Annotated in this window: 19 protein-coding genes; 17 read left to right on the top strand and 2 right to left on the bottom strand. The window is 72.5% G+C overall.

Annotated features, from left to right (window positions below; translation table 11 throughout):
- Nucleotide 1 precedes the first annotated feature (1 nt).
- From ACFXG1_RS03920 to ACFXG1_RS03865, 12 genes are all read left to right on the top strand, one after another.
- On the top strand, nt 2–1,288 hold the full coding sequence (locus tag ACFXG1_RS03920; RefSeq protein ID WP_384740754.1) for a dihydroorotase: 1,287 nt from the start codon (nt 2–4) through the stop codon (nt 1,286–1,288).
- Nucleotides 1,285–1,869, top strand: coding sequence for a hypothetical protein (locus tag ACFXG1_RS03915; protein ID WP_384716420.1), 585 nt, complete (start codon nt 1,285–1,287; stop codon nt 1,867–1,869). The genes ACFXG1_RS03920 and ACFXG1_RS03915 overlap by 4 nt, the downstream gene beginning before the upstream one ends.
- Complete coding sequence (carA, locus tag ACFXG1_RS03910) at nt 1,866–3,014, top strand: glutamine-hydrolyzing carbamoyl-phosphate synthase small subunit (RefSeq protein WP_384716417.1); 1,149 nt, start codon at nt 1,866–1,868, stop codon at nt 3,012–3,014. Before ACFXG1_RS03915 ends, carA begins: the two co-directional genes overlap by 4 nt.
- The gene (carB, locus tag ACFXG1_RS03905; protein ID WP_384740750.1) at nt 3,007–6,324 is read left to right on the top strand and encodes a carbamoyl-phosphate synthase large subunit; all 3,318 of its coding nucleotides are present in this window, start codon (nt 3,007–3,009) and stop codon (nt 6,322–6,324) included. Before carA ends, carB begins: the two co-directional genes overlap by 8 nt.
- A gap of 120 nt (nt 6,325–6,444) precedes the next feature.
- Nucleotides 6,445–7,584, top strand: a complete 1,140-nt coding sequence (locus ACFXG1_RS03900; protein WP_384716410.1) for a quinone-dependent dihydroorotate dehydrogenase — start codon at nt 6,445–6,447, stop codon at nt 7,582–7,584.
- Nucleotides 7,581–8,426, top strand: coding sequence for an orotidine-5'-phosphate decarboxylase (pyrF, locus tag ACFXG1_RS03895; RefSeq protein ID WP_384740746.1), 846 nt, complete (start codon nt 7,581–7,583; stop codon nt 8,424–8,426). Before ACFXG1_RS03900 ends, pyrF begins: the two co-directional genes overlap by 4 nt.
- Nucleotides 8,427–8,765: 339 nt before the next feature.
- Nucleotides 8,766–9,089 (top strand): integration host factor, encoded by a 324-nt coding sequence (locus ACFXG1_RS03890; RefSeq protein WP_003956414.1) that lies wholly within the window; start codon nt 8,766–8,768, stop codon nt 9,087–9,089.
- A gap of 61 nt (nt 9,090–9,150) precedes the next feature.
- A complete protein-coding gene (gene gmk / locus ACFXG1_RS03885; RefSeq protein ID WP_384740743.1) occupies nt 9,151–9,723 on the top strand; it encodes a guanylate kinase in 573 nt (190 codons plus the stop codon).
- A gap of 119 nt (nt 9,724–9,842) precedes the next feature.
- Nucleotides 9,843–10,115 (top strand): DNA-directed RNA polymerase subunit omega, encoded by a 273-nt coding sequence (rpoZ, locus tag ACFXG1_RS03880; RefSeq protein WP_358824854.1) that lies wholly within the window; start codon nt 9,843–9,845, stop codon nt 10,113–10,115.
- A 103-nt stretch (nt 10,116–10,218) separates the two neighbouring features.
- On the top strand, nt 10,219–11,475 hold the full coding sequence (gene coaBC / locus ACFXG1_RS03875; RefSeq protein WP_384740739.1) for a bifunctional phosphopantothenoylcysteine decarboxylase/phosphopantothenate--cysteine ligase CoaBC: 1,257 nt from the start codon (nt 10,219–10,221) through the stop codon (nt 11,473–11,475).
- 258 nt (nt 11,476–11,733) lie between these two features.
- Nucleotides 11,734–12,945, top strand: coding sequence for a methionine adenosyltransferase (gene metK, locus ACFXG1_RS03870; RefSeq protein ID WP_384720744.1), 1,212 nt, complete (start codon nt 11,734–11,736; stop codon nt 12,943–12,945).
- 197 nt (nt 12,946–13,142) lie between these two features.
- Nucleotides 13,143–15,287, top strand: coding sequence for a primosomal protein N' (locus ACFXG1_RS03865; RefSeq protein WP_384740735.1), 2,145 nt, complete (start codon nt 13,143–13,145; stop codon nt 15,285–15,287).
- Between the two features lie 121 nt (nt 15,288–15,408).
- On the opposite strand, the gene ACFXG1_RS03860 is transcribed toward ACFXG1_RS03865, so the two are convergent.
- Nucleotides 15,409–15,936, bottom strand: coding sequence for a hypothetical protein (locus tag ACFXG1_RS03860; protein WP_384724065.1), 528 nt, complete (start codon nt 15,934–15,936; stop codon nt 15,409–15,411).
- A gap of 322 nt (nt 15,937–16,258) precedes the next feature.
- Between ACFXG1_RS03860 and fmt the strand changes: the two genes are divergently transcribed.
- From fmt to ACFXG1_RS03840, 4 genes are all read left to right on the top strand, one after another.
- Complete coding sequence (gene fmt, locus ACFXG1_RS03855; RefSeq protein ID WP_384740731.1) at nt 16,259–17,206, top strand: methionyl-tRNA formyltransferase; 948 nt, start codon at nt 16,259–16,261, stop codon at nt 17,204–17,206.
- 96 nt (nt 17,207–17,302) lie between these two features.
- Nucleotides 17,303–18,748: an RsmB/NOP family class I SAM-dependent RNA methyltransferase gene (locus tag ACFXG1_RS03850; RefSeq protein WP_384722922.1), complete on the top strand. Its 1,446-nt coding sequence runs from the start codon at nt 17,303–17,305 to the stop codon at nt 18,746–18,748.
- Nucleotides 18,749–18,901: 153 nt separating this feature from the next.
- Nucleotides 18,902–19,309 (top strand): YciI family protein, encoded by a 408-nt coding sequence (locus ACFXG1_RS03845; protein WP_384740728.1) that lies wholly within the window; start codon nt 18,902–18,904, stop codon nt 19,307–19,309.
- A gap of 17 nt (nt 19,310–19,326) precedes the next feature.
- The gene (locus tag ACFXG1_RS03840; protein ID WP_384740838.1) at nt 19,327–20,535 is read left to right on the top strand and encodes an RNA polymerase sigma factor; all 1,209 of its coding nucleotides are present in this window, start codon (nt 19,327–19,329) and stop codon (nt 20,533–20,535) included.
- A 15-nt stretch (nt 20,536–20,550) separates the two neighbouring features.
- On the opposite strand, the gene ACFXG1_RS03835 is transcribed toward ACFXG1_RS03840, so the two are convergent.
- Nucleotides 20,551–22,293, bottom strand: a complete 1,743-nt coding sequence (locus tag ACFXG1_RS03835) for an AIPR family protein (protein WP_384740725.1) — start codon at nt 22,291–22,293, stop codon at nt 20,551–20,553.
- Nucleotides 22,294–22,495: 202 nt separating this feature from the next.
- Between ACFXG1_RS03835 and rpe the strand changes: the two genes are divergently transcribed.
- Complete coding sequence (gene rpe, locus ACFXG1_RS03830; protein ID WP_384712369.1) at nt 22,496–23,191, top strand: ribulose-phosphate 3-epimerase; 696 nt, start codon at nt 22,496–22,498, stop codon at nt 23,189–23,191.
- The last annotated feature ends 54 nt before the right edge of the window (nt 23,192–23,245 follow it).

Raw genomic sequence — 23,245 nt, 5'->3', positions numbered from 1 at the left:
CATGAGCAAGATCCTGATCCGCGGCGCACAGGTGCTCGGCGGGGAGCCGCAGGACGTCCTGATCGACGGCGGCACGATCGCCGGGGTCGCCCCCGTGATCGAGCCCGGCGACGCCACCGTCGTCGAGGCCGCAGGGAAGATCCTGCTGCCCGGCCTGGTCGACCTCCACACCCATCTGCGCGAGCCCGGCCGCGAGGACTCCGAGACCGTCCTCACCGGCACCCGCGCCGCGGCCGTCGGCGGCTTCACCGCCGTCCACGCCATGGCCAACACCTTCCCCGTCGCCGACACCGCCGGCGTGGTCGAGCAGGTCTACCGGCTCGGCAAGGAGTCCGGCTACTGCGACGTCCGGCCCGTCGGCGCCGTCACCGTGGGCCTGGAGGGCAAGCAGCTCGCCGAGCTGGGCGCCATGCACGACTCCGCCGCCGGGGTGACCGTCTTCTCCGACGACGGCAAGTGCGTCGACGACGCCGTGATCATGCGCCGCGCGCTGGAGTACGTGAAGGCCTTCGACGGCGTCGTCGCCCAGCACGCCCAGGAGCCCCGGCTGACCGAGGGCGCCCAGATGAACGAGGGCGTCGTCTCCGCCGAACTCGGACTCGGCGGCTGGCCCGCCGTCGCCGAGGAGTCGATCATCGCCCGCGACGTCCTGCTCGCCGCCCACGTCGGCTCCCGGGTCCACATCTGCCATCTCTCCACCGCCGGTTCCGTGGAGATCATCCGCTGGGCCAAGTCCAAGGGCTGGGACGTGACCGCCGAGGTCACCCCGCACCACCTCCTCCTCACCGACGAGCTGGTCCGCACCTACGACCCGGTCTACAAGGTCAACCCGCCGCTGCGCACCGCCACCGATGTGATGGCCCTGCGCGAGGCGCTCGCCGACGGCACCATCGACTGCGTCGCCACCGACCACGCCCCCCACCCCCACGAGGACAAGGACTGCGAGTGGGGCGCAGCCGCCATGGGCATGGTCGGTCTGGAGACGGCGCTCTCCGTCGTCCAGGAGACGATGGTCGAGACCGGGCTGCTGGACTGGGCCGGGGTCGCCGACCGGATGTCCTTCCGGCCCGCCCGCATCGGCCGGCTCGAAGGACACGGCCGCCCGGTCGCCGCGGGTGAGCCCGCCAACCTGGTCCTGGTCGATCCGGCATACCGTGGGACCGTGGACCCCGCGGACTTCGCCTCCCGCAGCAGCAACACCCCCTATCGGGGCCGTGAGCTGCCGGGACGCGTGACCCACACCTTCCTGCGGGGCCGGGCAACGGTCGTCGACGGGAAGCTGACGTGACAACACTCACCACCATCGCAGCAGGCATCGAGATCATCGCGGCCGAGGAGCGCAAGTCCGCGGAGGTCACCGACTGGGCCGCCCGGATCGGCTGGGTCGTCGGACTGCTGCTCTTCATCGCCCTCGTCTACTGGCTGATGCGCCAGGGCTGGAAGTGGCGCGGCAGCCTCCAGTCGGGCCTCCCCGACCTGCACCCCGTACCCGAGGCCGGCGGCGCCCCGCTGGCCGCCCTCGACGGCCGGTACCACGGCTCCACCACCGCCGGGCAGTGGCTCGACCGGATCGTCGCCCACGGCCTGGGCGTCCGCAGCCGGGTCGAGCTGACCCTCACCGAGGCCGGGATCGACGTCGTACGCCCCGGGGCGCGCGACTTCCACATCCCCCGGGCCGCCCTGCGCGAGGCCCGCCTCGACAAGGGCATCGCGGGCAAGGTCCTCGCCGAGGGCGGCCTGCTGGTCCTCACCTGGGAGCACGGCGACACCCTGATCGACTCCGGCTTCCGCTCCGACCGGGCCGCCGAGCACAACGACTGGGTCGCCACCCTGAACAACCTGATCACCACGAAGGAAGGCGCACGATGACCACCTCCACCAGGGGAGCCGCCGCACGGCGGACCACGGCTCCCGCCGTACTCGTCCTGGAGGACGGCCGCACCTTCCGCGGCCGTGCCTACGGGGCCGTGGGGGAGACCTTCGGCGAAGCGGTGTTCAACACCGGGATGACCGGGTACCAGGAGACCCTGACCGACCCCTCGTACCACCGCCAGGTCGTCGTCATGACCGCCCCCCACGTCGGCAACACCGGCGTCAACGACGAGGACGACGAGTCCCGGAAGATCTGGGTCGCCGGCTATGTGGTCCGCGACCCCGCCAGGACCCCGTCCAACTGGCGCTCCCGCCGCACCCTCGACGACGAGCTGACCGCCCAGGGCATCGTCGGGATCAGCGGTATCGACACCCGCGCCCTCACCCGCCATCTGCGCGAGCGCGGCGCCATGCGGGTCGGCATCTTCTCCGGCGACGCCGTCGCCGACGAGCCGGCCCTGCTCGACCGGGTGCGGTCCGCGCCCCAGATGACGGGCGCCGACCTCTCCGCCGAGGTCGCCACCGCCGAGACCTACGTCGTCCCCGCCGTCGGCGAGAAGCGGTTCACCGTCGCCGCCCTCGACCTCGGCATCAAGGGCATGACACCGAGGCTGATGGCCGAACGCGGCATAGAGGTCCACGTCCTGCCCGCCACCGCCACCGTCGACGAGGTCTACGCCGTCCGGCCCGATGGCGTCTTTCTGTCCAACGGCCCCGGCGACCCGGCCACCGCCGATCTGACCGTCGTCCGGGCGGTCCTGGAGAAGAAGACCCCCCTCTTCGGGATCTGCTTCGGCAACCAGCTCCTCGGCCGCGCCCTCGGCTTCGGCACCTACAAGCTGAAGTACGGCCACCGCGGCATCAACCAGCCGGTCCAGGACCGTACGACGGGCAAGGTCGAGGTCACCGCCCACAACCACGGCTTCGCCGTCGACGCCCCCCTCGACGCCGTGTCCGACACCCCCTTCGGCCGTGCCGAGGTCTCCCACGTCTGTCTCAACGACGACGTGGTGGAGGGGCTGCGGCTCCTCGACCGGCCGGCCTTCAGCGTCCAGTACCACCCCGAAGCGGCAGCGGGTCCGCACGACGCCGCGTACCTGTTCGACCGCTTCGTCACCCTGATGGAGGGCCAGCGTGCCTAAGCGCACCGACATCCAGTCCGTCCTGGTCATCGGCTCGGGCCCGATCGTCATCGGCCAGGCCGCCGAGTTCGACTACTCCGGCACCCAGGCGTGCCGGGTCCTCAAGGCCGAGGGCCTGCGGGTCATCCTGGTCAACTCCAACCCGGCCACGATCATGACCGACCCGGAGATCGCCGACGCCACCTACGTCGAGCCCATCACCCCGGAGTTCGTCGAGAAGATCATCGCCAAGGAGCGCCCCGACGCCCTGCTGCCCACCCTCGGCGGCCAGACCGCGCTCAACACCGCGATCTCCATGCACGAGCAGGGCGTCCTGGAGAAGTACGGCGTCGAGCTCATCGGCGCCAATGTCGAGGCCATCAACAAGGGCGAGGACCGCGACCTCTTCAAGGGCGTCGTCGAGGCCGTCAAGGCCGAGATCGGCTACGGCGAGTCCGCCCGCTCGGTCATCTGCCACTCCATGGACGACGTCCTCCAGGGCGTCGACACCCTCGGCGGCTACCCCGTCGTGGTCCGCCCCTCCTTCACCATGGGCGGCGCCGGCTCCGGCTTCGCCCACGACGAGGAGGAACTGCGCCGGATCGCCGGCCAGGGCCTGACGCTCTCCCCGACCACCGAGGTACTCCTGGAGGAGTCCATCCTCGGCTGGAAGGAGTACGAGCTGGAGCTGATGCGCGACAAGAACGACAACGTCGTGGTCGTCTGCTCCATCGAGAACTTCGACCCGATGGGCGTCCACACCGGCGACTCCATCACCGTCGCCCCCGCGATGACCCTCACCGACCGCGAGTACCAGCGGCTGCGCGACATCGGTATCGCGATCATCCGCGAGGTCGGCGTCGACACCGGCGGCTGCAACATCCAGTTCGCGATCGACCCCGCCGACGGCCGGATCATCGTCATCGAGATGAACCCCCGGGTCTCCCGCTCGTCGGCGCTCGCCTCCAAGGCCACCGGCTTCCCCATCGCCAAGATCGCCGCGAAGCTCGCCGTCGGCTACACGCTCGACGAGATCCCCAACGACATCACCGAGCAGACCCCGGCGTCCTTCGAGCCCACCCTCGACTACGTCGTGGTCAAGGCCCCCCGCTTCGCCTTCGAGAAGTTCCCGTCCGCCGACGCCACCCTCACCACCACCATGAAGTCGGTCGGCGAGGCCATGGCCATCGGCCGCAACTTCACCGAGGCCCTCCAGAAGGCCCTGCGGTCCCTGGAGAAGAAGGGCAGCCAGTTCGACTTCGCCACCCCCGTCGCCGACCTCGGCGACAAGGCGGAGCTGCTGCGCGAGGCCGTGAAGCCCACCGACGGCCGGATCAACACCGTGATGGCCGCCATCCGCGCCGGGGCCACCGCGGACGAGGTCTTCGACGCCACCCGGATCGACCCCTGGTTCGTCGACCAGCTCTTCCTGATCAAGGAGTACGCGGACGAGCTGGCCGCCGCCGACAAGCTCACCCCCGAGCTGCTCGCCGAATCCAAGCGCCACGGCTTCTCGGACGCCCAGATCGCCGGGATCCGCGGACTGCGCGAGGACGTCGTCCGCGAGGTCCGCCACGCGCTGGGCATCCGCCCGGTCTACAAGACCGTCGACACCTGCGCCGCCGAGTTCGCCGCGAAGACCCCGTACTTCTACTCCTCGTACGACGAGGAGACCGAGGTCGCCCCGCGCGACAAGCCCGCCGTGATCATCCTCGGCTCCGGGCCCAACCGCATCGGCCAGGGCATCGAGTTCGACTACTCCTGCGTCCACGCCTCCTTCGCGCTCAGCGACGCCGGCTACGAGACCGTGATGGTCAACTGCAACCCCGAGACCGTCTCCACCGACTACGACACCTCCGACCGGCTCTACTTCGAGCCGCTCACCCTGGAGGACGTCCTGGAGATCGTGCACGCCGAGGCCCAGGCCGGACCGATCGCCGGAGTCGTCGTCCAGCTCGGCGGCCAGACCCCGCTCGGCCTCGCCCAGGCGCTCAAGGACAACGGCGTCCCCGTCGTCGGCACCCCGCCGGAGGCCATCCACGCCGCCGAGGACCGCGGCGCCTTCGGCCGGGTCCTCAAGGAGGCCGGACTCCCCGCGCCCAAGCACGGCACCGCCACCACCTTCGCCGAGGCCAAGGCCATCGCCGACGAGATCGGCTACCCCGTCCTGGTCCGCCCCAGCTACGTACTCGGCGGACGCGGAATGGAGATCGTGTACGAGGAGGCCCGCCTCCAGTCGTACATCGCCGAGTCCACCGAGATCAGCCCCACCCGGCCGGTCCTGGTCGACCGCTTCCTCGACGACGCCATCGAGATCGACGTCGACGCCCTCTACGACGGCCACGAGCTGTACCTCGGCGGCGTCATGGAGCACATCGAGGAGGCCGGGATCCACTCCGGCGACTCCGCCTGCGCCCTGCCCCCGATCACCCTCGGCGGCTTCGACATCAAGCGGCTGCGCGCCTCCACCGAGGCCATCGCCCGCGGCGTCGGGGTCCGCGGCCTGATCAACATCCAGTTCGCCATGGCCGGGGACATCCTCTACGTCCTGGAGGCCAACCCCCGCGCCTCCCGTACGGTCCCCTTCACCTCCAAGGCGACCGCCGTACCGCTGGCCAAGGCCGCCGCCCGGATCTCCCTCGGCGCCACCGTCGCCGAGCTGCGCGCCGAGGGCCTGCTGCCCGCCACCGGCGACGGCGGCACCCTGCCCATGGGCGCCCCGATCTCCGTCAAGGAGGCCGTGATGCCGTGGTCCCGCTTCCGGGACATCCACGGCCGCGGCGTCGACACCGTCCTCGGCCCGGAGATGCGCTCCACCGGTGAGGTGATGGGCATCGACACCGTCTTCGGCACGGCCTACGCCAAGTCGCAGGCGGGCGCCTACGGACCGCTGCCCACCAAGGGCCGCGCGTTCATCTCGGTCGCCAACCGCGACAAGCGCTCGATGATCTTCCCGGCCCGGGAGCTGGTCGCCCACGGCTTCGAGCTGCTCGCCACCTCCGGCACCGCCGAGGTGCTCAAGCGGAACGGCATCAACGCCACCGTCGTGCGCAAGCACAGCGAAGGCGAGGGGCCGAACGGCGAGAAGACCATCGTCCAGCTGATCCACGACGGCGGGGTCGATCTGATCGTCAACACCCCGTACGGCACCGGGGGCCGCCTCGACGGCTACGACATCCGTACCGCCGCCGTCGCCCGCGCCGTCCCCTGCCTCACCACGGTCCAGGCGCTCGCGGCGGCCGTCCAGGGCATCGACGCGCTCAACCGCGGTGATGTCGGAGTCCGCTCCCTCCAGGAGCACGCGGAACAGTTGACCGCGGCGCGCGACTAGCCGACACGGACGAGGGGGACACCGACGACGCGGTGTCCCCCTCCTCATGAGGAGCCCATGAGGGGTCTTCATGAGACCCCCTTGAGGACGCCCTTCCTTACGGACCGAGGACCCCACCCCATGTACCAGCTGTTCTTCTCCCTCTTCTTCAAGCGGATGGACCCGGAGGCCGCCCACCACCTGGCGTTCCGGTGGATCCGGCTCGCCGCCCGGATCCCCGTGCTGCGCACCTACGCCGCCGCCGTGCTCGCCCCCCGCCACGAGGAGCTGCGCACCGAGGCGCTCGGGCTGCGGATGCACGGCCCCTTCGGGCTCGCGGCGGGCTTCGACAAGAACGCCACCGGGATCGACGGCCTGGCGATGCTCGGCTTCGATCACGTGGAGATCGGTACGGTCACCGCGATGGCCCAGCCCGGCAATCCGAAGCAGCGGCTCTTCCGGCTCGTCCCCGACCGGGCCCTGATCAACCGGATGGGCTTCAACAACGAGGGCTCGGCCGCGGTCGCCCGACGGCTGGGGGAGCGGCGCCCGGTCTTCCGTACGGTCGTCGGCGTCAATATCGGCAAGACCAAGGTCGTCCCCGAATCGGAGGCCGTCGCCGACTACGTCACCTCCACCGAGCGGCTCGTCCGGCACGCCGACTATCTCGTGGTGAACGTCTCGTCGCCCAACACCCCCGGGCTGCGGAACCTTCAGGCCACCGAGTCGCTGCGGCCCCTGCTGACCGCGGTGCGCGAGGCAGCCGACCGGACCGAGACCCGCCGGCGCGTACCGCTCCTCGTCAAGATCGCCCCCGATCTCGCCGACGAGGACGTCGACGCCGTCGCCGATCTGGCGGTCGAGCTGGGTCTCGACGGCATCATCGCCACCAACACCACCATCGCCCGTGAGGGCCTGCTCTCGCCCGCCGAGCTGACCGCCGAGACCGGCGGGCTCTCCGGCGCCCCGCTCAAGGAGCGGTCCCTGGAGGTCCTGCGGCGGCTCTACGCCCGGGTCGGCGACCGGATCACCCTCGTCGGCGTCGGCGGCGTGGAGACCGCCGAGGACGCCTGGCAGCGCATCCTCGCCGGGGCGACCCTTGTCCAGGGCTACAGCGCCTTCGTCTACCAGGGCCCCTTCTGGAGCCGTGCCGTCCACAAGGGCCTCGCCGCCCGGCTGAAGGCCAGCCCCTACGCCACCCTCGCCGAGGCCGTCGGTGCCGATGTCCGTGCCGACGGTTCCGCCGGTGACCGGGCCGAGAACGAGGAGACCGCCGCATGACCGCCCCGAACCTCCCCTTCGGCGCCCGGCTGCGGGCGGCCATGGACGAGCGTGGCCCCCTCTGCGTGGGGATCGACCCCCACGCGTCCCTGCTCACGGCCTGGGGGCTCGACGACGACGTCGCGGGCCTGGAGCGGTTCTCCCGCACCACCGTCGAGGCGCTCGCCGACCGGGTCGCCGTCCTCAAGCCGCAGGCGGCCTTCTACGAGCGGTTCGGCTCCCGGGGCGTCGCGGTACTGGAGAAGACGGTCGAGGAGGCGCGGGCCGCGGGCGCGCTCGTCCTGATGGACGCCAAGCGGGGCGACATCGGCTCCACCATGGCCGCCTACGCCGCCGCCTTCCTCGACCCCGCGTCCCCGCTCTTCTCGGACGCCGTCACCCTCTCGCCCTATCTGGGCTTCGGCTCCCTGCGTCCGGCGCTGGACGCCGCGTACGCGGCCGGCGCGGGCGTCTTCGTCCTCGCCCTGACCTCCAACCCGGAGGGGGCCGAGGTCCAGCGGGCCACCGCGGCCGACGGCCGTCCGCTGGCCCAGGTGATGCTCGACCATCTGGCCGCCGAGAACGCCGGCGCGCGCCCGCTGGGCTCGGCCGGCGCGGTCGTCGGCGCCACCCTCGCCGACGCCGGGGTGAATCTGGCGATCAACGGCCCGCTGCTCGCCCCGGGCATCGGCGCCCAGGGCGCGACCCCCGCCGACATTCCGCGCGTCTTCGGCGCGGCGGCCCGCCAGGTCGTGCCCAGCGTCAGCCGGGGCGTACTGCGCCACGGTCCGGATCCGGCCGACCTGCGGGCCGCGGCCGAGCGCTACGCGGAGGAGTGCCGGGCCGCCGTCGCGGGGGTCTGACGACCGTCCCGCACGGCGCCCGGCGGGGCGTGCGCCCCGCGCATAGATGTACTGACCAGCGGATTTGTCCGCGGGGCGCGCGGAGCGGCCGGGAAACCCGCCCTGACAACGAGTTGACACAAACTTGACGCAAATCCCGGTCGTTATGTCGTAAAAGTCCTGGTCGGTCGATGCTGACCAGGACTTTTCGTCGGTTCTCGCTGACTGGAGCGGTGCGGCCCGCTAGTCTCCGTCGAAGAGCGGCACGAGCACTGCGTTGCTCGTTGCTCGCCTGGTGTGGGGCGACTAGGTTCCTCACCGGTCCGTATCCGACAGTTCGACATCCGAGGTGACGTAGGCGTGGCTCTTCCGCCCCTTACCCCTGAACAGCGCGCAGCCGCGCTCGAAAAGGCCGCCGCGGCTCGCCGGGAGCGGGCCGAGGTCAAGAATCGACTCAAGCACTCCGGCGCCTCGCTCCACGAGGTCATCAAGCAGGGCCAGGAGAACGACGTCATCGGCAAGATGAAGGTCTCCGCGCTCCTGGAGTCCCTGCCCGGCGTCGGCAAGGTCCGTGCCAAGCAGATCATGGAGCGGCTCGGCATCTCCGAAAGCCGTCGTGTTCGAGGTCTCGGCTCCAACCAGATCGCGTCCCTGGAGCGCGAGTTCGGCGGCGGCCCCGCCTGATCGTCCCCTGGTGTCCGGGGCAGCGGTCCCGGACACCCCGGGGAACCGGGATAATCGCTGCATGGCAGCAGAGGTACGACCGCGGCTGACCGTGCTCTCCGGCCCCTCGGGGGTCGGCAAGAGCACGGTCGTCGCGCATATGCGCAAGGTTCACCCCGAGGTCTGGCTCTCGGTGTCGGCCACCACGAGAAAGCCGCGCCCCGGCGAGCGTCACGGCGTCCAGTATTTCTTCGTCACCGACGACGAATTCGACAAGCTGATCGCCAATGGCGAGCTGCTGGAGTGGGCGACCTTCGCGGGCAACCGGTACGGCACCCCCCGGCGGGCGGTCCTCGACCGCCTTGAGGCGGGCGAGCCGGTCCTGCTGGAGATCGACCTCCAGGGCGCCCGGCAGGTCAAGGAGTCCATGCCGGAGTCCCGGCTGGTCTTCCTGGCCCCGCCGAGCTGGGACGAGCTGGTCCGCAGGCTCACCGGCCGGGGCACCGAGTCGGCCGAGGTGATCGAGGAGCGGCTGGCCGCGGCCCGGGTCGAGCTGGCCGCCGAATCCGAGTTCGACACGTCCCTGGTCAACACCTCCGTCGAGGACGTGGCCCGTGAGCTGCTAGCCTTGATGGCGGTGCCTTCCGACAAGTGATCGTTCACAGACGATCCCGTCGGCTCGGCGGAACATCGCGGGACTTCCGCGCCCCCGCCGCACACCGGTTTTCCAGTTTCAGCTTTTCCAGACTTTTTCCCTCCTTCGGAAGGTAGAGCGTGTCCTCTTCCATCACTGCGCCCGAGGGCATCATCAACCCGCCGATCGACGAGCTGCTCGAGGCCACGGACTCGAAGTACAGCCTCGTGATCTACGCGGCGAAGCGGGCGCGCCAGATCAACGCGTACTACTCGCAGCTCGGTGAGGGCCTGCTCGAGTACGTCGGTCCGCTCGTCGACACCCACGTCCACGAGAAGCCCCTCTCGATCGCCCTGCGCGAGATCAACGCCGGTCTGCTCACCTCCGAGGCCGTCGAGGGCGCGACCAACTGAAGCGCCTGACGCACAACGCGCCACACCGGGCCCGGCGGGAACACCGCCGGGCCCGTGGTGTGTCATAGGAGTGACAGCCGAGAGCCGAGAGTGGGGAGAGGCAATGGCCGAGCCGGGCACACCGTCGGACGTATCGGGGCTCGCGGAGAAGCCGCGGGTCGTCCTGGGGGTCAGCGGGGGCATCGCCGCGTACAAGGCGTGCGAGCTGCTGCGCAGGCTCACCGAGTCGGGCCATGACGTCCGGGTCGTACCGACCGCTTCGGCCCTGGAGTTCGTCGGCGCCCCCACCTGGGCCGCGCTCTCGGGCCACCCGGTGTCGACAGAGGTGTGGTCCGACGTCCACGAGGTGCCGCACGTCCGGATCGGGCAGCGCGCCGACCTCGTCGTCGTCGCCCCCGCCACCGCCGACCTGCTGGCGAAGGCCGCCCATGGACTCGCCGGCGATCTGCTGACGAACACCCTGCTCACCGCCCGCTGTCCGGTGGTCTTCGTGCCCGCCATGCATACCGAGATGTGGGAGCACCCGGCGACCCGGGAGAACGTGGCCACGCTCCGCCGCCGGGGCGCGGTCGTCGTGGAACCCGCCGTCGGCCGGCTCACCGGGGTCGACACCGGCAAGGGCCGGCTGCCCGACCCGGGCGAGATCTTCGAGATCTGCCGCCGGGTGCTGGCCCGGGGCACCGCGGGACCCGATCTCGCCGGCCGCCATGTGGTGATCAGCGCCGGGGGCACCCGGGAGCCGCTCGACCCGGTGCGCTTCCTGGGCAACCGCTCGTCGGGCAAGCAGGGGTACGCGCTGGCGCGGACGGCCGCCGCCCGGGGCGCCAGGGTCACCCTGATCGCCGCGAACACGGCCCTGGCCGACCCGGCGGGCGTCGATGTGGTGCCCGTCGGCACGGCCCGGGAACTCCGCGCGGCGGTGCTCGCCGCCGCGGCCGACGCCGACGCCGTGGTGATGGCCGCCGCGGTGGCCGACTTCCGGCCCGCCGACTATGCCACCGGCAAGATCAAGAAGAAGGACGGCGAAGAGCCCGCGCCGATCGTCCTGGTCCGCAACCCGGACGTCCTCGCCGAGATCTCGGCCGAACGGCCGCGGGCCGGTCAGGTGATCGTGGGCTTCGCCGCCGAGACCGACGACGTCCTCGCCAACGGCCGCGAGAAGCTCCGCCGCAAGGGCTGCGATCTGCTGGTCGTGAACGAGGTCGGGGAGCGCAGGACCTTCGGGGCCGAGGAGAACGAGGCGGTGGTCCTCACCGCGGACGGCGCCGAGACCCCGGTGCCGTACGGGCCGAAGGAGACCCTCGCGGATGTGGTGTGGGACCTGGTGGTGCCCCGTATCGACGGTCCCTCGCGCGCCTGAGTACCCGGTTTTGGCCCCCGGTGACGGCGGCGACACGCTGAAAGGCGGTGGGCACCGACCGCGACTTTCGGCCGTTCGTCGCGGTCGCCGAGGGCATTACCGCAGCTCAGAGATCGACCACTCGATTCTCACGAATCGGGACGGGTGGACCGCCGGCGGACGGTGGCGGATAAACTGGTCCGCGGAACGTCGCGGGGCGCAGCCCCCTGCCGGTCCACCCATGATCAGCCAGCAGCCGCTGCAACCCCAGGGAGCGATGTGTCCCGCCGTCTTTTCACCTCGGAGTCAGTGACCGAGGGTCACCCCGACAAGATCGCCGATCAGATCAGTGACACCGTTCTCGACGCGCTGCTCGCGGAGGACCCCACGTCCCGCGTGGCCGTCGAGACCCTGATCACCACCGGCCTGGTGCATGTCGCCGGCGAGGTGACCACCAAGGCGTACGCCGACATTCCGACGCTGGTCCGCAACAAGATCCTCGAGATCGGTTACGACTCGTCGAAGAAGGGCTTCGACGGCGCCTCCTGCGGTGTCTCGATCTCCATCGGCGCGCAGTCCCCGGACATCGCGCAGGGTGTGGACGAGGCGTACGAGAAGCGGGTCGAGGGCACGGGTGGTGACGATCTCGACAAGCAGGGCGCGGGCGACCAGGGGCTGATGTTCGGCTATGCCTGCGACGAGACGCCCGAGCTGATGCCGCTGCCGATCCACCTGGCGCACCGGCTGTCGCGCCGTCTCTCCGAGGTCCGCAAGAACGGCACCATCCCCTACCTGCGGCCGGACGGCAAGACGCAGGTCACCATCGAGTACGACGGTGACAAGGCGGTCCGTCTGGACACCGTCGTCGTCTCCTCGCAGCACGCCTCCGACATCGACCTCGACTCGCTGCTCGCGCCCGACATCCGCGAATTCGTGGTCGAGCACGTGCTGAAGGAGCTGGTGGAGGACGGTATCAAGCTGGACACGGAGGGTTACCGGTTGCTGGTGAACCCGACGGGCCGGTTCGAGATCGGTGGTCCGATGGGTGACGCGGGGCTGACCGGCCGGAAGATCATCATCGACACCTACGGCGGTATGGCCCGTCACGGTGGCGGGGCGTTCTCGGGCAAGGACCCGTCGAAGGTGGACCGCTCGGCGGCGTACGCGATGCGCTGGGTGGCGAAGAACGTGGTGGCGGCTGGTCTGGCGGCGCGCTGCGAGGTGCAGGTGGCGTACGCGATCGGCAAGGCGGAGCCGGTGGGTCTGTTCGTGGAGACCTTCGGCACGGCGACGGTCGAGGTGGAGCGGATCGAGCAGGCCATCTCGGAGGTCTTCGACCTGCGCCCGGCGGCGATCATCCGCGACCTCGACCTGCTGCGGCCGATCTACGGTCAGACGGCGGCCTACGGGCACTTCGGCCGCGAACTCCCCGACTTCACCTGGGAGCGCACCGACCGCACCGACGCACTCCGCCGGGCCGCGGGCCTCTGACGCCCGGCCCCGAGACCCCGAGACCCCGCCATGCCCCTCCCGGGGGGTGGCGGGGTCTCGCGCGTTCCCGCGCCCCGGTATCCCTGTCGGCGGCGCGACAAGCCAATGGCGGGGCGCGGTCGACACGGATACGTCAGGGCGCGGCTCCCCTCCCGGAGAGGATCGGGAGTGTCAGGGGGCTCTGACAGAATTGGCCCGTGGGCAGGGACGACGCGGTGGAGGAGAGCGACCCGGCGGCCGCACCCGAGCAGCTCGCGCTGATCCGGGAGACGGTCCGGCGCGCCGACGTGCCCCGCGCCAAGCCCCGTACCTGGCGCGGCGCCGCCCTCGCGGAGGAGCTTCCGGTGGCGCGGGTCGTGGTCAACAAGGGTGTGCTCCATCTCGACCAGTTCTTCGACTACGCCGTGCCGAAGGAGCTGGACGCCGACGCCCGGCCCGGGGTCCGGGTCCGGGTCAGGTTCGGGGCCGGCGGCACCCGGGTGCGGCAGGGCCGCCGGGAGGGCGGCGGGCTCATCGACGGGTTCATCGTCGAGCGCCGGGCCTCGTCGGACTACGGCGGCGCGCTCGCCGCGCTCGCGAACGTGGTGTCGCCGGAGCCCGTGCTCAGCCCCGAGGCCCTCGCCCTGGCCCGGGACGTGGCCGACCGGTACGCGGGGTCGCTGGCGGACGTCCTCCAGCTCGCGGTCCCGCCGCGCAACGCCCGCGCCGAGGGCAGACCGTCGCCCGAGCCGCTGCCGCCGCCCCCGCCGCCGTCCCCGGGGACCTGGCAGCGGTATCCGAGCGGCCCGGAGTTCCTGACCGCCCTCGCCGGCGGGGCGGGCCCGCGCGCCGTGTGGACGGCCCTGCCGGGGGCCACCTGGCCCGACGAGCTGGCCCGCGCCGTGGCCGCCGCGCTGGCGTCGGGTCGCGGCGCGCTGGTCGTCGTCCCGGACGGACGCCGGGTCGCCCGGGTCGACGAGGCGCTGACCGCGCTCCTGGGCCCCGGCCGGCACGCGGTGCTGACCGCGGACTCGGGCCCCGAGAAGCGGTACGGCGAGTGGCTGGCAGTGCGCCGGGGTTCCGTCCGCGCGGTCGTGGGGACCCGGGCCGCGATGTTCGCGCCGGTACGCGATCTCGGCCTGGTCGCGATCTGGGACGACGGCGACTCCAGCCACAGCGACGACCGCGCGCCCTTCCCGCACGTCCGGGAGGTGCTGGAGCTGCGGGCCCGCAACGAGTCGTGCGGATTCCTGCTGGGCGCCCTGAGCTGCACGGTGGAGGCGGCGCAGCTCGTCGACAGCGGCTGGGCCCGCCCGCTGGTCGCCGACCGGGAGCGGGTCAGGGCCGCCGCGCCCCTGATCCGTACCGTCGGCGACGAACAGCTGGGCCGCGACGGGGCCGCGCGGGCGGCCCGGCTGCCGTCGCTGGCGTGGGAGACGGCCCGGGAGGGGCTGAAGCACGGCCCGGTGCTGGTGCAGGTGCCCCGGCGGGGCTACGTGCCTCGGCTGGCGTGCGAGCGGTGCCGTACACCCGCGCGCTGCGAGCACTGCTCCGGGCCGCTCCAGGCGCCCGAGGAACGCGCCCTGGCGTGCGGCTGGTGCGGCCGGGAGGTGCCCGGGTGGCACTGCGTGGCCTGCGGCGGTACGCGGCTCAGGGCGCGGGTCGTGGGGGCGCGGCGCACGGCCGAGGAGCTGGGCCGGACATTCCCCGCGGTCCCCGTACGGACCTCGGGCCGGGACCATGTGCTCGACGCCGTCCCCGGGCGCCCGGCCCTCGTGGTCAGCACCCCCGGGGCCGAGCCCGTCGCGGACGGCGGCTACGCGGCCGCGCTCCTCCTCGACGGCTGGGCGATGCTCGGGCGGCCCGACCTGCGCTCGTCCGAGGAGGCGCTGCGGCGCTGGATCGACGCCGCGGCGCTGGTCAGGGGCGGTGCCGAGGGCGGCGCCGTCGTGATCGTCGCGGAGCCGACGCTACGGCCGGTGCAGGCGCTGGTCCGCTGGGATCCCGTGGGCCACGCCCGGCGCGAGCTGGCGGACCGGGCGGAGCTGGGGTTCCCGCCGGTGTCGCGGATGGCCGCGGTGTCGGGCCGGACGGACACGCTGGCCGCGTTCGTCGCGGCGGCCGGGCTGCCCCCGGAGACCGAGGTCCTGGGCCCGGTGCCGCTGCCCGCGCCCCCGCCGGGGCGCCCGCGGCGTCCTGGCGACCCGCCACCGGGGGAGATGTGGTCGCGGGCCCTGCTGCGGGTGCCGCCGGGCAGCGGCGCGGCCTTGGCGCGGGCGCTGAAGGAGGCACGCGCGGCGAGAACGGCGCGCGGCGGTACGGACCAGATACGGATCCGTATCGACCCCCTCGACATCGGCTAGCCGCCTGCGGCCCGCGCCAGGGGTTCGGGCAGCCTTGAGGCATCAGTGCCGACCGCGCCCCCCCCGCCGGGCCGCGGCCGACCCGCAGACACCAGATGGCAGCTCCTCACCCCTCCGGGGGCTACCCGTTGCGGGGCCCCGGGAACGCGTTGGGGCGCGCGTCGGCGGCCGGGGGCGTCGGCTGCGGCGGCATGCTGCGGGCCGCGGGGACGGCGGGGACCGCCGGGAGGGCCGGGAGCGCCGGGGCCGGGAAGACCCGCGGCTGGTCCGGCTCGGGCGTGCCGACCGCCGTCGGCTGGGCCGTGCGCCGCGCTCCGTACCGCCGGTGCACGGCCTGCTTGGTGACCCCGAGCGCGGAGCCCACCGCGTCCCAGGAGAAGCCGAGCGACCGGTCGAAGTCCACCGCCGCCGTGACCAGCGTCTCAACGCTGTCCCGCAGCTCTTGGGCGAGGCGGACGGTGGGCGCCGGGGCCCGGCCGTAGACGACGAACCCCGTGGAGGGACCGGTGCGGCGCGGGCGGTACACATTGCCCAGCTGGGCGGTGAGCGTGCGCAACGCGTCCACCTGCCGGCGGACCCGTTCGATGTCCCGCACCAGAAGGTGCAGGCTGGCCCGGGCTTGGGCGTCGTGGGTTGCGTGGTCGGCCATCGGGAAGCCTCTCGGACCGGCGTGGAATAAGGGGCCGGGCCGCTGACGGGGCGGCCCGCGTCGGCCGATCCCCGCGGGACCGTAAGAGGCGTTCCCCGGAGAGTCGGTCAATCTTCCTTGACCAACGCCGCACCCGCCGTTGTGGTCACGGTGCGGGGGCGTAAGCGCACACGTCGCGGGCGCGCGGGCTACCGTACGCCCCCTGCGCCGGGGTCGGTACGGTACGGGCCCCGGCGCCCCGGCGATGCCCCGAACCGAAGACCCTAGACTGGTGCGTCGCCCGTTCGCAGCGTTCGTACAGCCGAGAGGCAGTCAGCCACCCATGAAGCTCGTCTTCGCCGGGACCCCCGAGGTCGCCGTGCCCGCCCTGGACGCCTTGATCGCCTCCGACCGCCACGAGGTCGCCGCGGTGATCACCCGCCCGGACGCCCCCGCCGGGCGCGGCCGGCGGCTGGTGGCCAGTCCGGTCGCCCAGCGGGCGGAGGAGGCCGGGATCGAGGTGCTGAAGCCCGCGCGGCCCCGGGACGAGGACTTCCTGGCCCGGCTGCGGGAGATCGGGCCGGACTGCTGCCCGGTCGTGGCGTACGGCGCGCTGCTGCCGAGGGTCGCCCTGGACGTCCCGGCGCGCGGCTGGGTGAATCTGCACTTCTCGTTGCTGCCCGCCTGGCGCGGCGCCGCCCCCGTCCAGCACGCCGTGATCGCCGGGGACGAGATGACGGGCGCCGCGACCTTCCTGATCGAGGAGGGGCTGGACTCCGGTCCGGTCTACGGGGTGGTCACCGAGCGGGTCCGGCCCGCCGACACCAGCGGCGATCTGCTGACCCGGCTGGCCTTCGCCGGGGCCGGACTGCTCGCGGCCACCATGGACGGCATCGAGGACGGCACCCTGACGGCGGTGCCGCAGCCCGCCGACGGGGTGTCGCTCGCCCCGAAGCTCACCGTCGACGACGCCCGGATCGACTGGCGGGCGCCCGCGCTGCGCGTCGACCGGCTGGTGCGCGGCTGCACCCCGGCGCCGGGCGCGTGGACCGTCTTCCGCGGCGAGCGGCTGAAGCTGGTCGCCACGGCCCTGGACCCGGAGCGGACGGATCTCGCCCCCGGCACGCTCGCGGCGGGCAAGAACGACGTGCGCGTCGGTACCGGGTCGCACGCCGTGGAACTGCTGTGGGTCCAGCCGCAGGGCAAGAAGCCGATGAAGGCGGCGGACTGGGCGCGGGGCGTCCGGATCGCCCCGGGGGAGCGGCTCGACCCCGCCCCCGACACCGCCTGACGCCCGCCCGCCGGGCCCGCGGGGGGCCGGCGGCCGTCCCGCCCCGGCGGACGTAACCTGGAACGACCCCGACTGATCGATGACCGCGGAGCACCTTTGAACGACCAGGCACGTCCCCGGGGCGCTCGTCGCCCCCGTCCCCACAAGCCCTACCGGCGCCCGGCGAAGGATCCCGTACGGGTTCTCGCCTTCGAAGCGCTGAGGGCCGTCGACGAACGCGACGCGTACGCCAACCTCGTCCTTCCGCCCCTGCTGCGCGCGGCCCGGGAGAAGGACGGCTTCGACGACCGGGACGCGGCGCTCGCCACCGAGCTGGTGTACGGGACGCTCCGGCGTCAGGGCACCTACGACGCGATCATCTCGGCCTGTGTCGACCGGCCGCTGCGCGAGGTCGACCCGCCGGTGCTGGACGTGCTGTCCCTGGGCGCGCACCAGCTGCTGGGTACCCGGATCCCGACGCACGCGGCGGTGTCGTCGAGCGTGGAGCTGGCGCGGGTGGTGCTGGGCGACGGGCGGGCCAAGTTCGTCAACGCCGTCCTGCGGAAGATCTCCCGCGACGATCTCGACACCTGGATCGAGCGGGTGGCGCCCCCTTACGACGAGGACCCCGAGGACCATCTCGCCGTCGTGCACTCCCACCCCCGGTGGGTCGTCGCGGCGCTGTGGGACGCCCTCGGCGGGCCGCGTGCGGGGATCGAGGCGCTGCTGGCCGCCGACAACGAGCGGCCCGAGGTGACCCTGGTGGCCAGGCCCGGCCGGTCCACCGCCGGTGAGCTGTTGGAGCGGGAGTCCGTCGAGCCCGGGCGCTGGTCGCCGTACGCGGCACGGATGACGGACGGCGGTGAGCCGGGCGCGGTCGACGCGGTACGGGAGGGCCGGGCCGGGGTCCAGGACGAGGGCAGCCAGCTGGTGGCGATCGCCCTGGCCAACGCCCCCGTCGACGGCCCGGACACCCGCTGGCTCGACGGCTGCGCGGGCCCCGGCGGCAAGGCCGCCCTGCTGGCGGCGCTGGCGGCCCGGCGGGGCGCCGCCCTGCTGGCCGCCGAGAAGCAGCCCCACCGCGCCGGGCTCGTCGCCCGCGCGCTGGCCGGGAACCCCGGCCCGTACCAGGTGATCACCGCCGACGGGACCCGGCCCCCGTGGCGGTCCGGCGTCTTCGACCGGGTGCTGGTCGACGTCCCCTGCTCGGGCCTGGGCGCCCTGCGCCGCCGCCCCGAGGCCCGCTGGCGCCGCCGTCCCGAGGACATGGAGGGCTTCGCCCCGCTCCAGCGCTCCCTCCTCCGGGAGGCGCTGAAGGCGGTCCGGGTCGGCGGCGTCGTGGGCTACGCGACCTGCTCGCCCCATCCCGCGGAGACCCGGATCGTCGTCGACGACGTCCTGCGCGGCCGGGGCGGCGCGGCGCCGGTCGAAGCGGAGTGGGTGGACGCCAGACCGCTGATGCCGGGCGTCCCGGAACTCGGCGAAGGACCGGACGTCCAGCTCTGGCCGCACCGGCACGGTACGGACGCGATGTACCTGGCGCTCCTGCGGCGTACCGGCTGAGACCGGCCTTTTCCGGCTCGGAACGGGTCGCGTCGGGTCGCGTCGGAAAAGGATCCTGAAATATCGCGCGGTCATGTCGAGAACGCGCGCCGGGCTCCGTCCCAGGGGTGAGGACGGCCACAATGGGCCGTCACGGCACCGAGGAGCGACATCATGGCCAAGTACCTGCTGCTCAAGCACTACCGCGGCGCCCCTGCCGCGGTGAACGACGTACCGATGGAGCGGTGGACGCCGGAGGAGATCTCGGCGCATGTGCGGTACATGGAGGACTTCGCGGCCCGGCTGGAGAAGACCGGCGAGTACGTGGACGGTCAGGCGCTCGCCCCCGAGGGGACCTGGGTCCGGTACGGGGGCGAGGGGCGCCCGCCCGTCACCGACGGGCCGTTCGCCGAGACCAAGGATCTGATCGCCGGCTGGATGGTGATCGACGTGGACGGCTACGACCGCGCCGTCGAGCTGGCCGGGGAGCTGTCCGCCGCCCCCGGGGCGGGCGGCCGGCCGATCCACGAGTGGCTGGAGCTGCGCCCGTTCTACGGCACTCCGCCCACCATCACGGAGTGACCCCCGGCCGGACCCCGGTGGACGAGACCCTGCTGCGGAGCCTGACACCGGTCGTCATCGGGACCCTCGTCCGCCGCGGAGCCGGCTTCGCGGCGGCCGAGGACGCCGTACAGGACGCGCTGGTGGAGGCGGTACGGGTCTGGCCCGCCGAACCCCCGAGGGACCCCAGGGCCTGGCTGACCACCGTCGCCTGGCGCAAGTTCCTCGACGGGAGGCGGGCGGACGCCGCCCGCCTCCGGCGCGAGGAGCGCGCCGAGGAGGAACCGCCCCCTGGCCCCGCTCCGGCGGTGGACGACACCCTCCGGCTGTACTTCCTCTGCGCCCATCCGTCGCTGACGCCGTCGTCGGCGGTGGCGCTGACCCTGCGGGCCGTCGGCGGCCTGACCACCCGGCAGATCGCCCTCGCCTACCTGGTGCCCGAGGCGACCATGGCCCAGCGGATCAGCCGCGCCAAGCGGACCGTCTCCGGTGTCCCCTTCGACCGGCCCGGCGATGTCTCCACCGTGCTGCGCGTCCTCTATCTGGTCTTCAACGAGGGCTACTCCGGCGATGTCGACCTCGCCGCCGAGGCCATCCGGCTCACCCGGCAGCTCGCGGCCGCGATCGACCACCCCGAACCGGCGGGGCTCCTCGCCCTGATGCTGCTCCACCACGCCCGCCGCGCGGCCAGGACCGCGCCGGACGGGAGCCTGGTGCCGCTCGCCGAGCAGGACCGGAGCCGCTGGGACACCGGACTGATCGCCGAGGGCACGGGGATCCTGCGGGCGGCGCTCGCCCGCGGCCGGCCGGGCGAGTACCAGGCCCAGGCCGCCGTCGCGGCGCTGCACGCCGACGCGCCCACCGCCGATGAGACCGACTGGCCGCAGATCGTCGAGTGGTACGACGAACTGGCGCGGCTGACCGACAGTCCGGTCGTCCGGCTCAACCGGGCGGTCGCCGTCGGCGAGGCCGAGGGACCGCGCGCCGGGCTGGCGGCGCTGGCGGAGCTGGACCCGGGCCTGCCCCGGTACACGGCGGTGGCGGCCCATCTCCACGAGCGCGACGGAGACCCGGCGGTGGCGGCCCGGCTGTACGCGGAGGCCGCCCGCAAGGCGACCGACACCAAGGAACGCGACCATCTGACCCGCCGGGCGGCCCGTCTCAACGCCCACCTCGACGCCCGCGACGATGCCCGGCCCGACGCCCGTGGCGACACCCGTGGCGGCGCGGGCCCCGGCCCCGTATGACGCCGGGACCGGGCCTCAGTGCTGGATGTGGAAGCGGGCCTGGGAGACCACGGACTGCCGCAGCCGGCTGGTGAACTCCGGCGTCCTGGCGATCCGGTCGACCCCGCTCGCCTTGCTGTGCCGCAGCGCGCTCTTGAAGCCGGTGTCGAGCGTGCCCGTCATCCGCTGCATCAGTTCGTCGTCGAGATGGTCGAGATCGATGTTGAGGAGGTCCCGCTCGGTGGGCTGTCGCAGCCGGGTGAGGGTGTACGCCGACATCGACGCCAGCGGATAAAGCCAGTTCTCCTGGGATTCGCCCAGCAGCGGCTGGTCCGCCGTGTACTCCTGGAGGAAGCCGCGCAGCCTGGTGTGGACGTCGAGACAGAGCCGGTAGATGTCCAGGTCGTGCCGGGTGGAGAAGATCTGCGCGTAGTACGTCTCGTTCAGCAGCAGCTCGTCCGAGTGGCGCAGGGCCGTATGCGGCTCGCGCAGGGCGAAGGCGGTGAACTCCCGGGCCAGCCGGGCCATCGTGACGATACGGTCGAGGGGAAGGCCGAGGTTGCGGTAGTGGCTGGCGCGGCGTTCGTAGCGGTATCCGCCCGAGTAGGCGAGGCTCTCCTCGATGTCCTTCTGGATGGACTCCGTCGCCCGCAGGGCGCCGGCGGGCAACTGGGTCTGGCTGTTGGTGGCCCGGATGATGCGGTCGCGGGCGGTACCGGACTCCGGTGCCACGACTATCTTGACCAGCAGCGACCGGTCGCGGTGATGGCCGCCCTGCTGGAAGTAGCTGTAGACCTCGTGGCTGGTCTGTAGGCCGTTGACGATCTGGGGATCCTTGACGACGATCCGCTTGCCGGCGATCTGGGCCGCGTCCGCGACGATCGTGACCCCGTTGTTGAACCACCAGAAGTCCTCGCCGGTACCGGACTTCAGGGTGTCGCCGATGGCGTTGTTCACCATCGTGGATCCCGCGTAGTCACGGACGTTGGACTCGAACAGCTCCAGCCGCAGCGCCTCGTTGTCGGAGGTGATGAAGCGGTAGTACTCGTCCAGCCGGGCCAGACAGACATAGCCCTCGCCGAGCGACGTACTCATCGGGGTCTCGGTGAAGACGAGCTGGGCGACCGCCTTGGCGCCCCGGGCGGTCCGCTCACGGAGGTCGGCGGCGTTGAGGTACTCGAGGTCGGCCACGGTGTCCGAGGTGATCAGCGGGGCCAGCTCCCGGCGCAGCCGGTCGCCCTTTGCCTTCACATTGGGGTGCGGCCCCTCCGCCGCCTTGTTGGCGTAGATGACCTTGATCCGCACCTTGGGGAACGAGGACGCCAGCTCTTCGAGCACCTGGAGGAACCGCCAGGTGCGGTCGAGCAATTTGGCGTTGGTGTGGGGCGCCAGCTCCTCCTCGTTCCGGCTCATGTCCAGCAGGGCGGGCAGATGGAAGTGGAGCTTCTCGATCACCGACTCCTGATAGCCCGCGGTGTTCTTCGCCTGCAGGATCACCAGCTCGATCTTGTTGGCCCGGGACGACAGGAAGCGATGGGAGTCGGCGGTGATGAAGCGTTCGTCGACGAAGGTCCAGATGCCGTCGATACCGCAGTCGTGGGCGCCGTCGACGATCCCGTCCATGATCTCGTCGTAATCGAGATCCCAGTCCTGCAGGGCGTTGTCGGCGGCGAAGTAGGTGAAGAAGTCGTCCCGGCTCTTCTCGGGGGCCAGCGTGCGATGCCGGTCCTCCAGAATCCGGTTGAGCAGACGCTGGTCATTGCTCTGTGCCGCTGTCATTCCGCGATCCCCCACACACCGTCGGTAGCCGGAAGGACCGATGGTGGCAGGCGGAAGGGGTGGTGTGAACATCTTTGCCGGGTTGTGTCCGGTGGCCGAACTCGTTGCGTACCGCGGCGGGCGGACGATCCCGGCGGGCCCCGTCCGTACCGGAGAACGGACGGAGGCCGGGAACCGCGCCCGGACGTGGCAGGCTTGGCCCATGGCCGTACAGATCAATCCCAGTATTCTCTCCGCCGACTTCGCCCGACTGTCGGCGGAGGCCGAGGCCGTGGGGGGTGCCGGCGGCGCCGACTGGCTCCATGTCGACGTGATGGACAACCACTTCGTGCCCAACCTCACGCTGGGCGTCCCGGTCGTGGAATCCCTCAGCCGCGCAACCGACATCCCGCTGGACTGTCATCTCATGATCGAGGACCCCGACCGCTGGGCGCCGCGGTACGTGGAGGCCGGTGCCGGTTCGGTGACCTTCCATGTGGAGGCCGCCGCCGCGCCCGTGCGCCTCGCCCGGGAGATCAGGGCCAAGGGCGCGCGGGCCTCGATGGCGCTGAGGCCCGCCACACCCATCGAGCCGTACGAGGATCTGCTCCCCGAACTGGACATGGTGCTGATCATGACCGTGGAGCCCGGCTTCGGCGGCCAGGCGTTCCTCGACATCATGCTGCCCAAGATCCGCCGGACCCGGGAGCTGATCGGCAAGCACGGGCTCGACCTCTGGCTCCAGATCGACGGCGGGGTCGCCGATGAGACGATCGAGCGGTGCGCCGAGGCGGGCGCCGACGTCTTCGTCGCCGGATCCGCGGTCTACGGGGCCCAGGATCCGGCCGCCGCCGTCCGCGGGCTGCGGGCAAAGGCCGAACAGACCATCGCCACGGCGGGCTGGGCCTGCGCACACTGACCGGGAAACGCCCGCGCGGCATCCGCCCGCGGGCCCGACCGCCCGGTGCGGCCC

This window comes from Streptomyces sp. NPDC059248 (assembly GCF_042753905.1).
In the GTDB taxonomy this organism is placed as follows: Bacteria; Actinomycetota; Actinomycetes; order Streptomycetales; family Streptomycetaceae; genus Streptomyces.
This window is presented reverse-complemented; position numbering and strand designations above follow the sequence as displayed.

Excerpts from the sequence above, each read along its gene's own strand:
- ACFXG1_RS03920 (WP_384740754.1), top strand. The coding sequence starts at position 2 with ATGAGCAAGATCCTGATCCGCGGCGCACAGGTGCTCGGCGGGGAGCCG.
- carA (WP_384716417.1), top strand. The coding sequence starts at position 1,866 with ATGACCACCTCCACCAGGGGAGCCGCCGCACGGCGGACCACGGCTCCC.
- ACFXG1_RS03900 (WP_384716410.1), top strand. The coding sequence starts at position 6,445 with ATGTACCAGCTGTTCTTCTCCCTCTTCTTCAAGCGGATGGACCCGGAG.
- pyrF (WP_384740746.1), top strand. The coding sequence starts at position 7,581 with ATGACCGCCCCGAACCTCCCCTTCGGCGCCCGGCTGCGGGCGGCCATG.
- gmk (WP_384740743.1), top strand. The coding sequence starts at position 9,151 with ATGGCAGCAGAGGTACGACCGCGGCTGACCGTGCTCTCCGGCCCCTCG.
- coaBC (WP_384740739.1), top strand. The coding sequence starts at position 10,219 with ATGGCCGAGCCGGGCACACCGTCGGACGTATCGGGGCTCGCGGAGAAG.
- ACFXG1_RS03860 (WP_384724065.1), bottom strand. The coding sequence starts at position 15,936 with ATGGCCGACCACGCAACCCACGACGCCCAAGCCCGGGCCAGCCTGCAC.
- fmt (WP_384740731.1), top strand. The coding sequence starts at position 16,259 with ATGAAGCTCGTCTTCGCCGGGACCCCCGAGGTCGCCGTGCCCGCCCTG.
- ACFXG1_RS03845 (WP_384740728.1), top strand. The coding sequence starts at position 18,902 with ATGGCCAAGTACCTGCTGCTCAAGCACTACCGCGGCGCCCCTGCCGCG.
- ACFXG1_RS03835 (WP_384740725.1), bottom strand. The coding sequence starts at position 22,293 with ATGACAGCGGCACAGAGCAATGACCAGCGTCTGCTCAACCGGATTCTG.
- rpe (WP_384712369.1), top strand. The coding sequence starts at position 22,496 with ATGGCCGTACAGATCAATCCCAGTATTCTCTCCGCCGACTTCGCCCGA.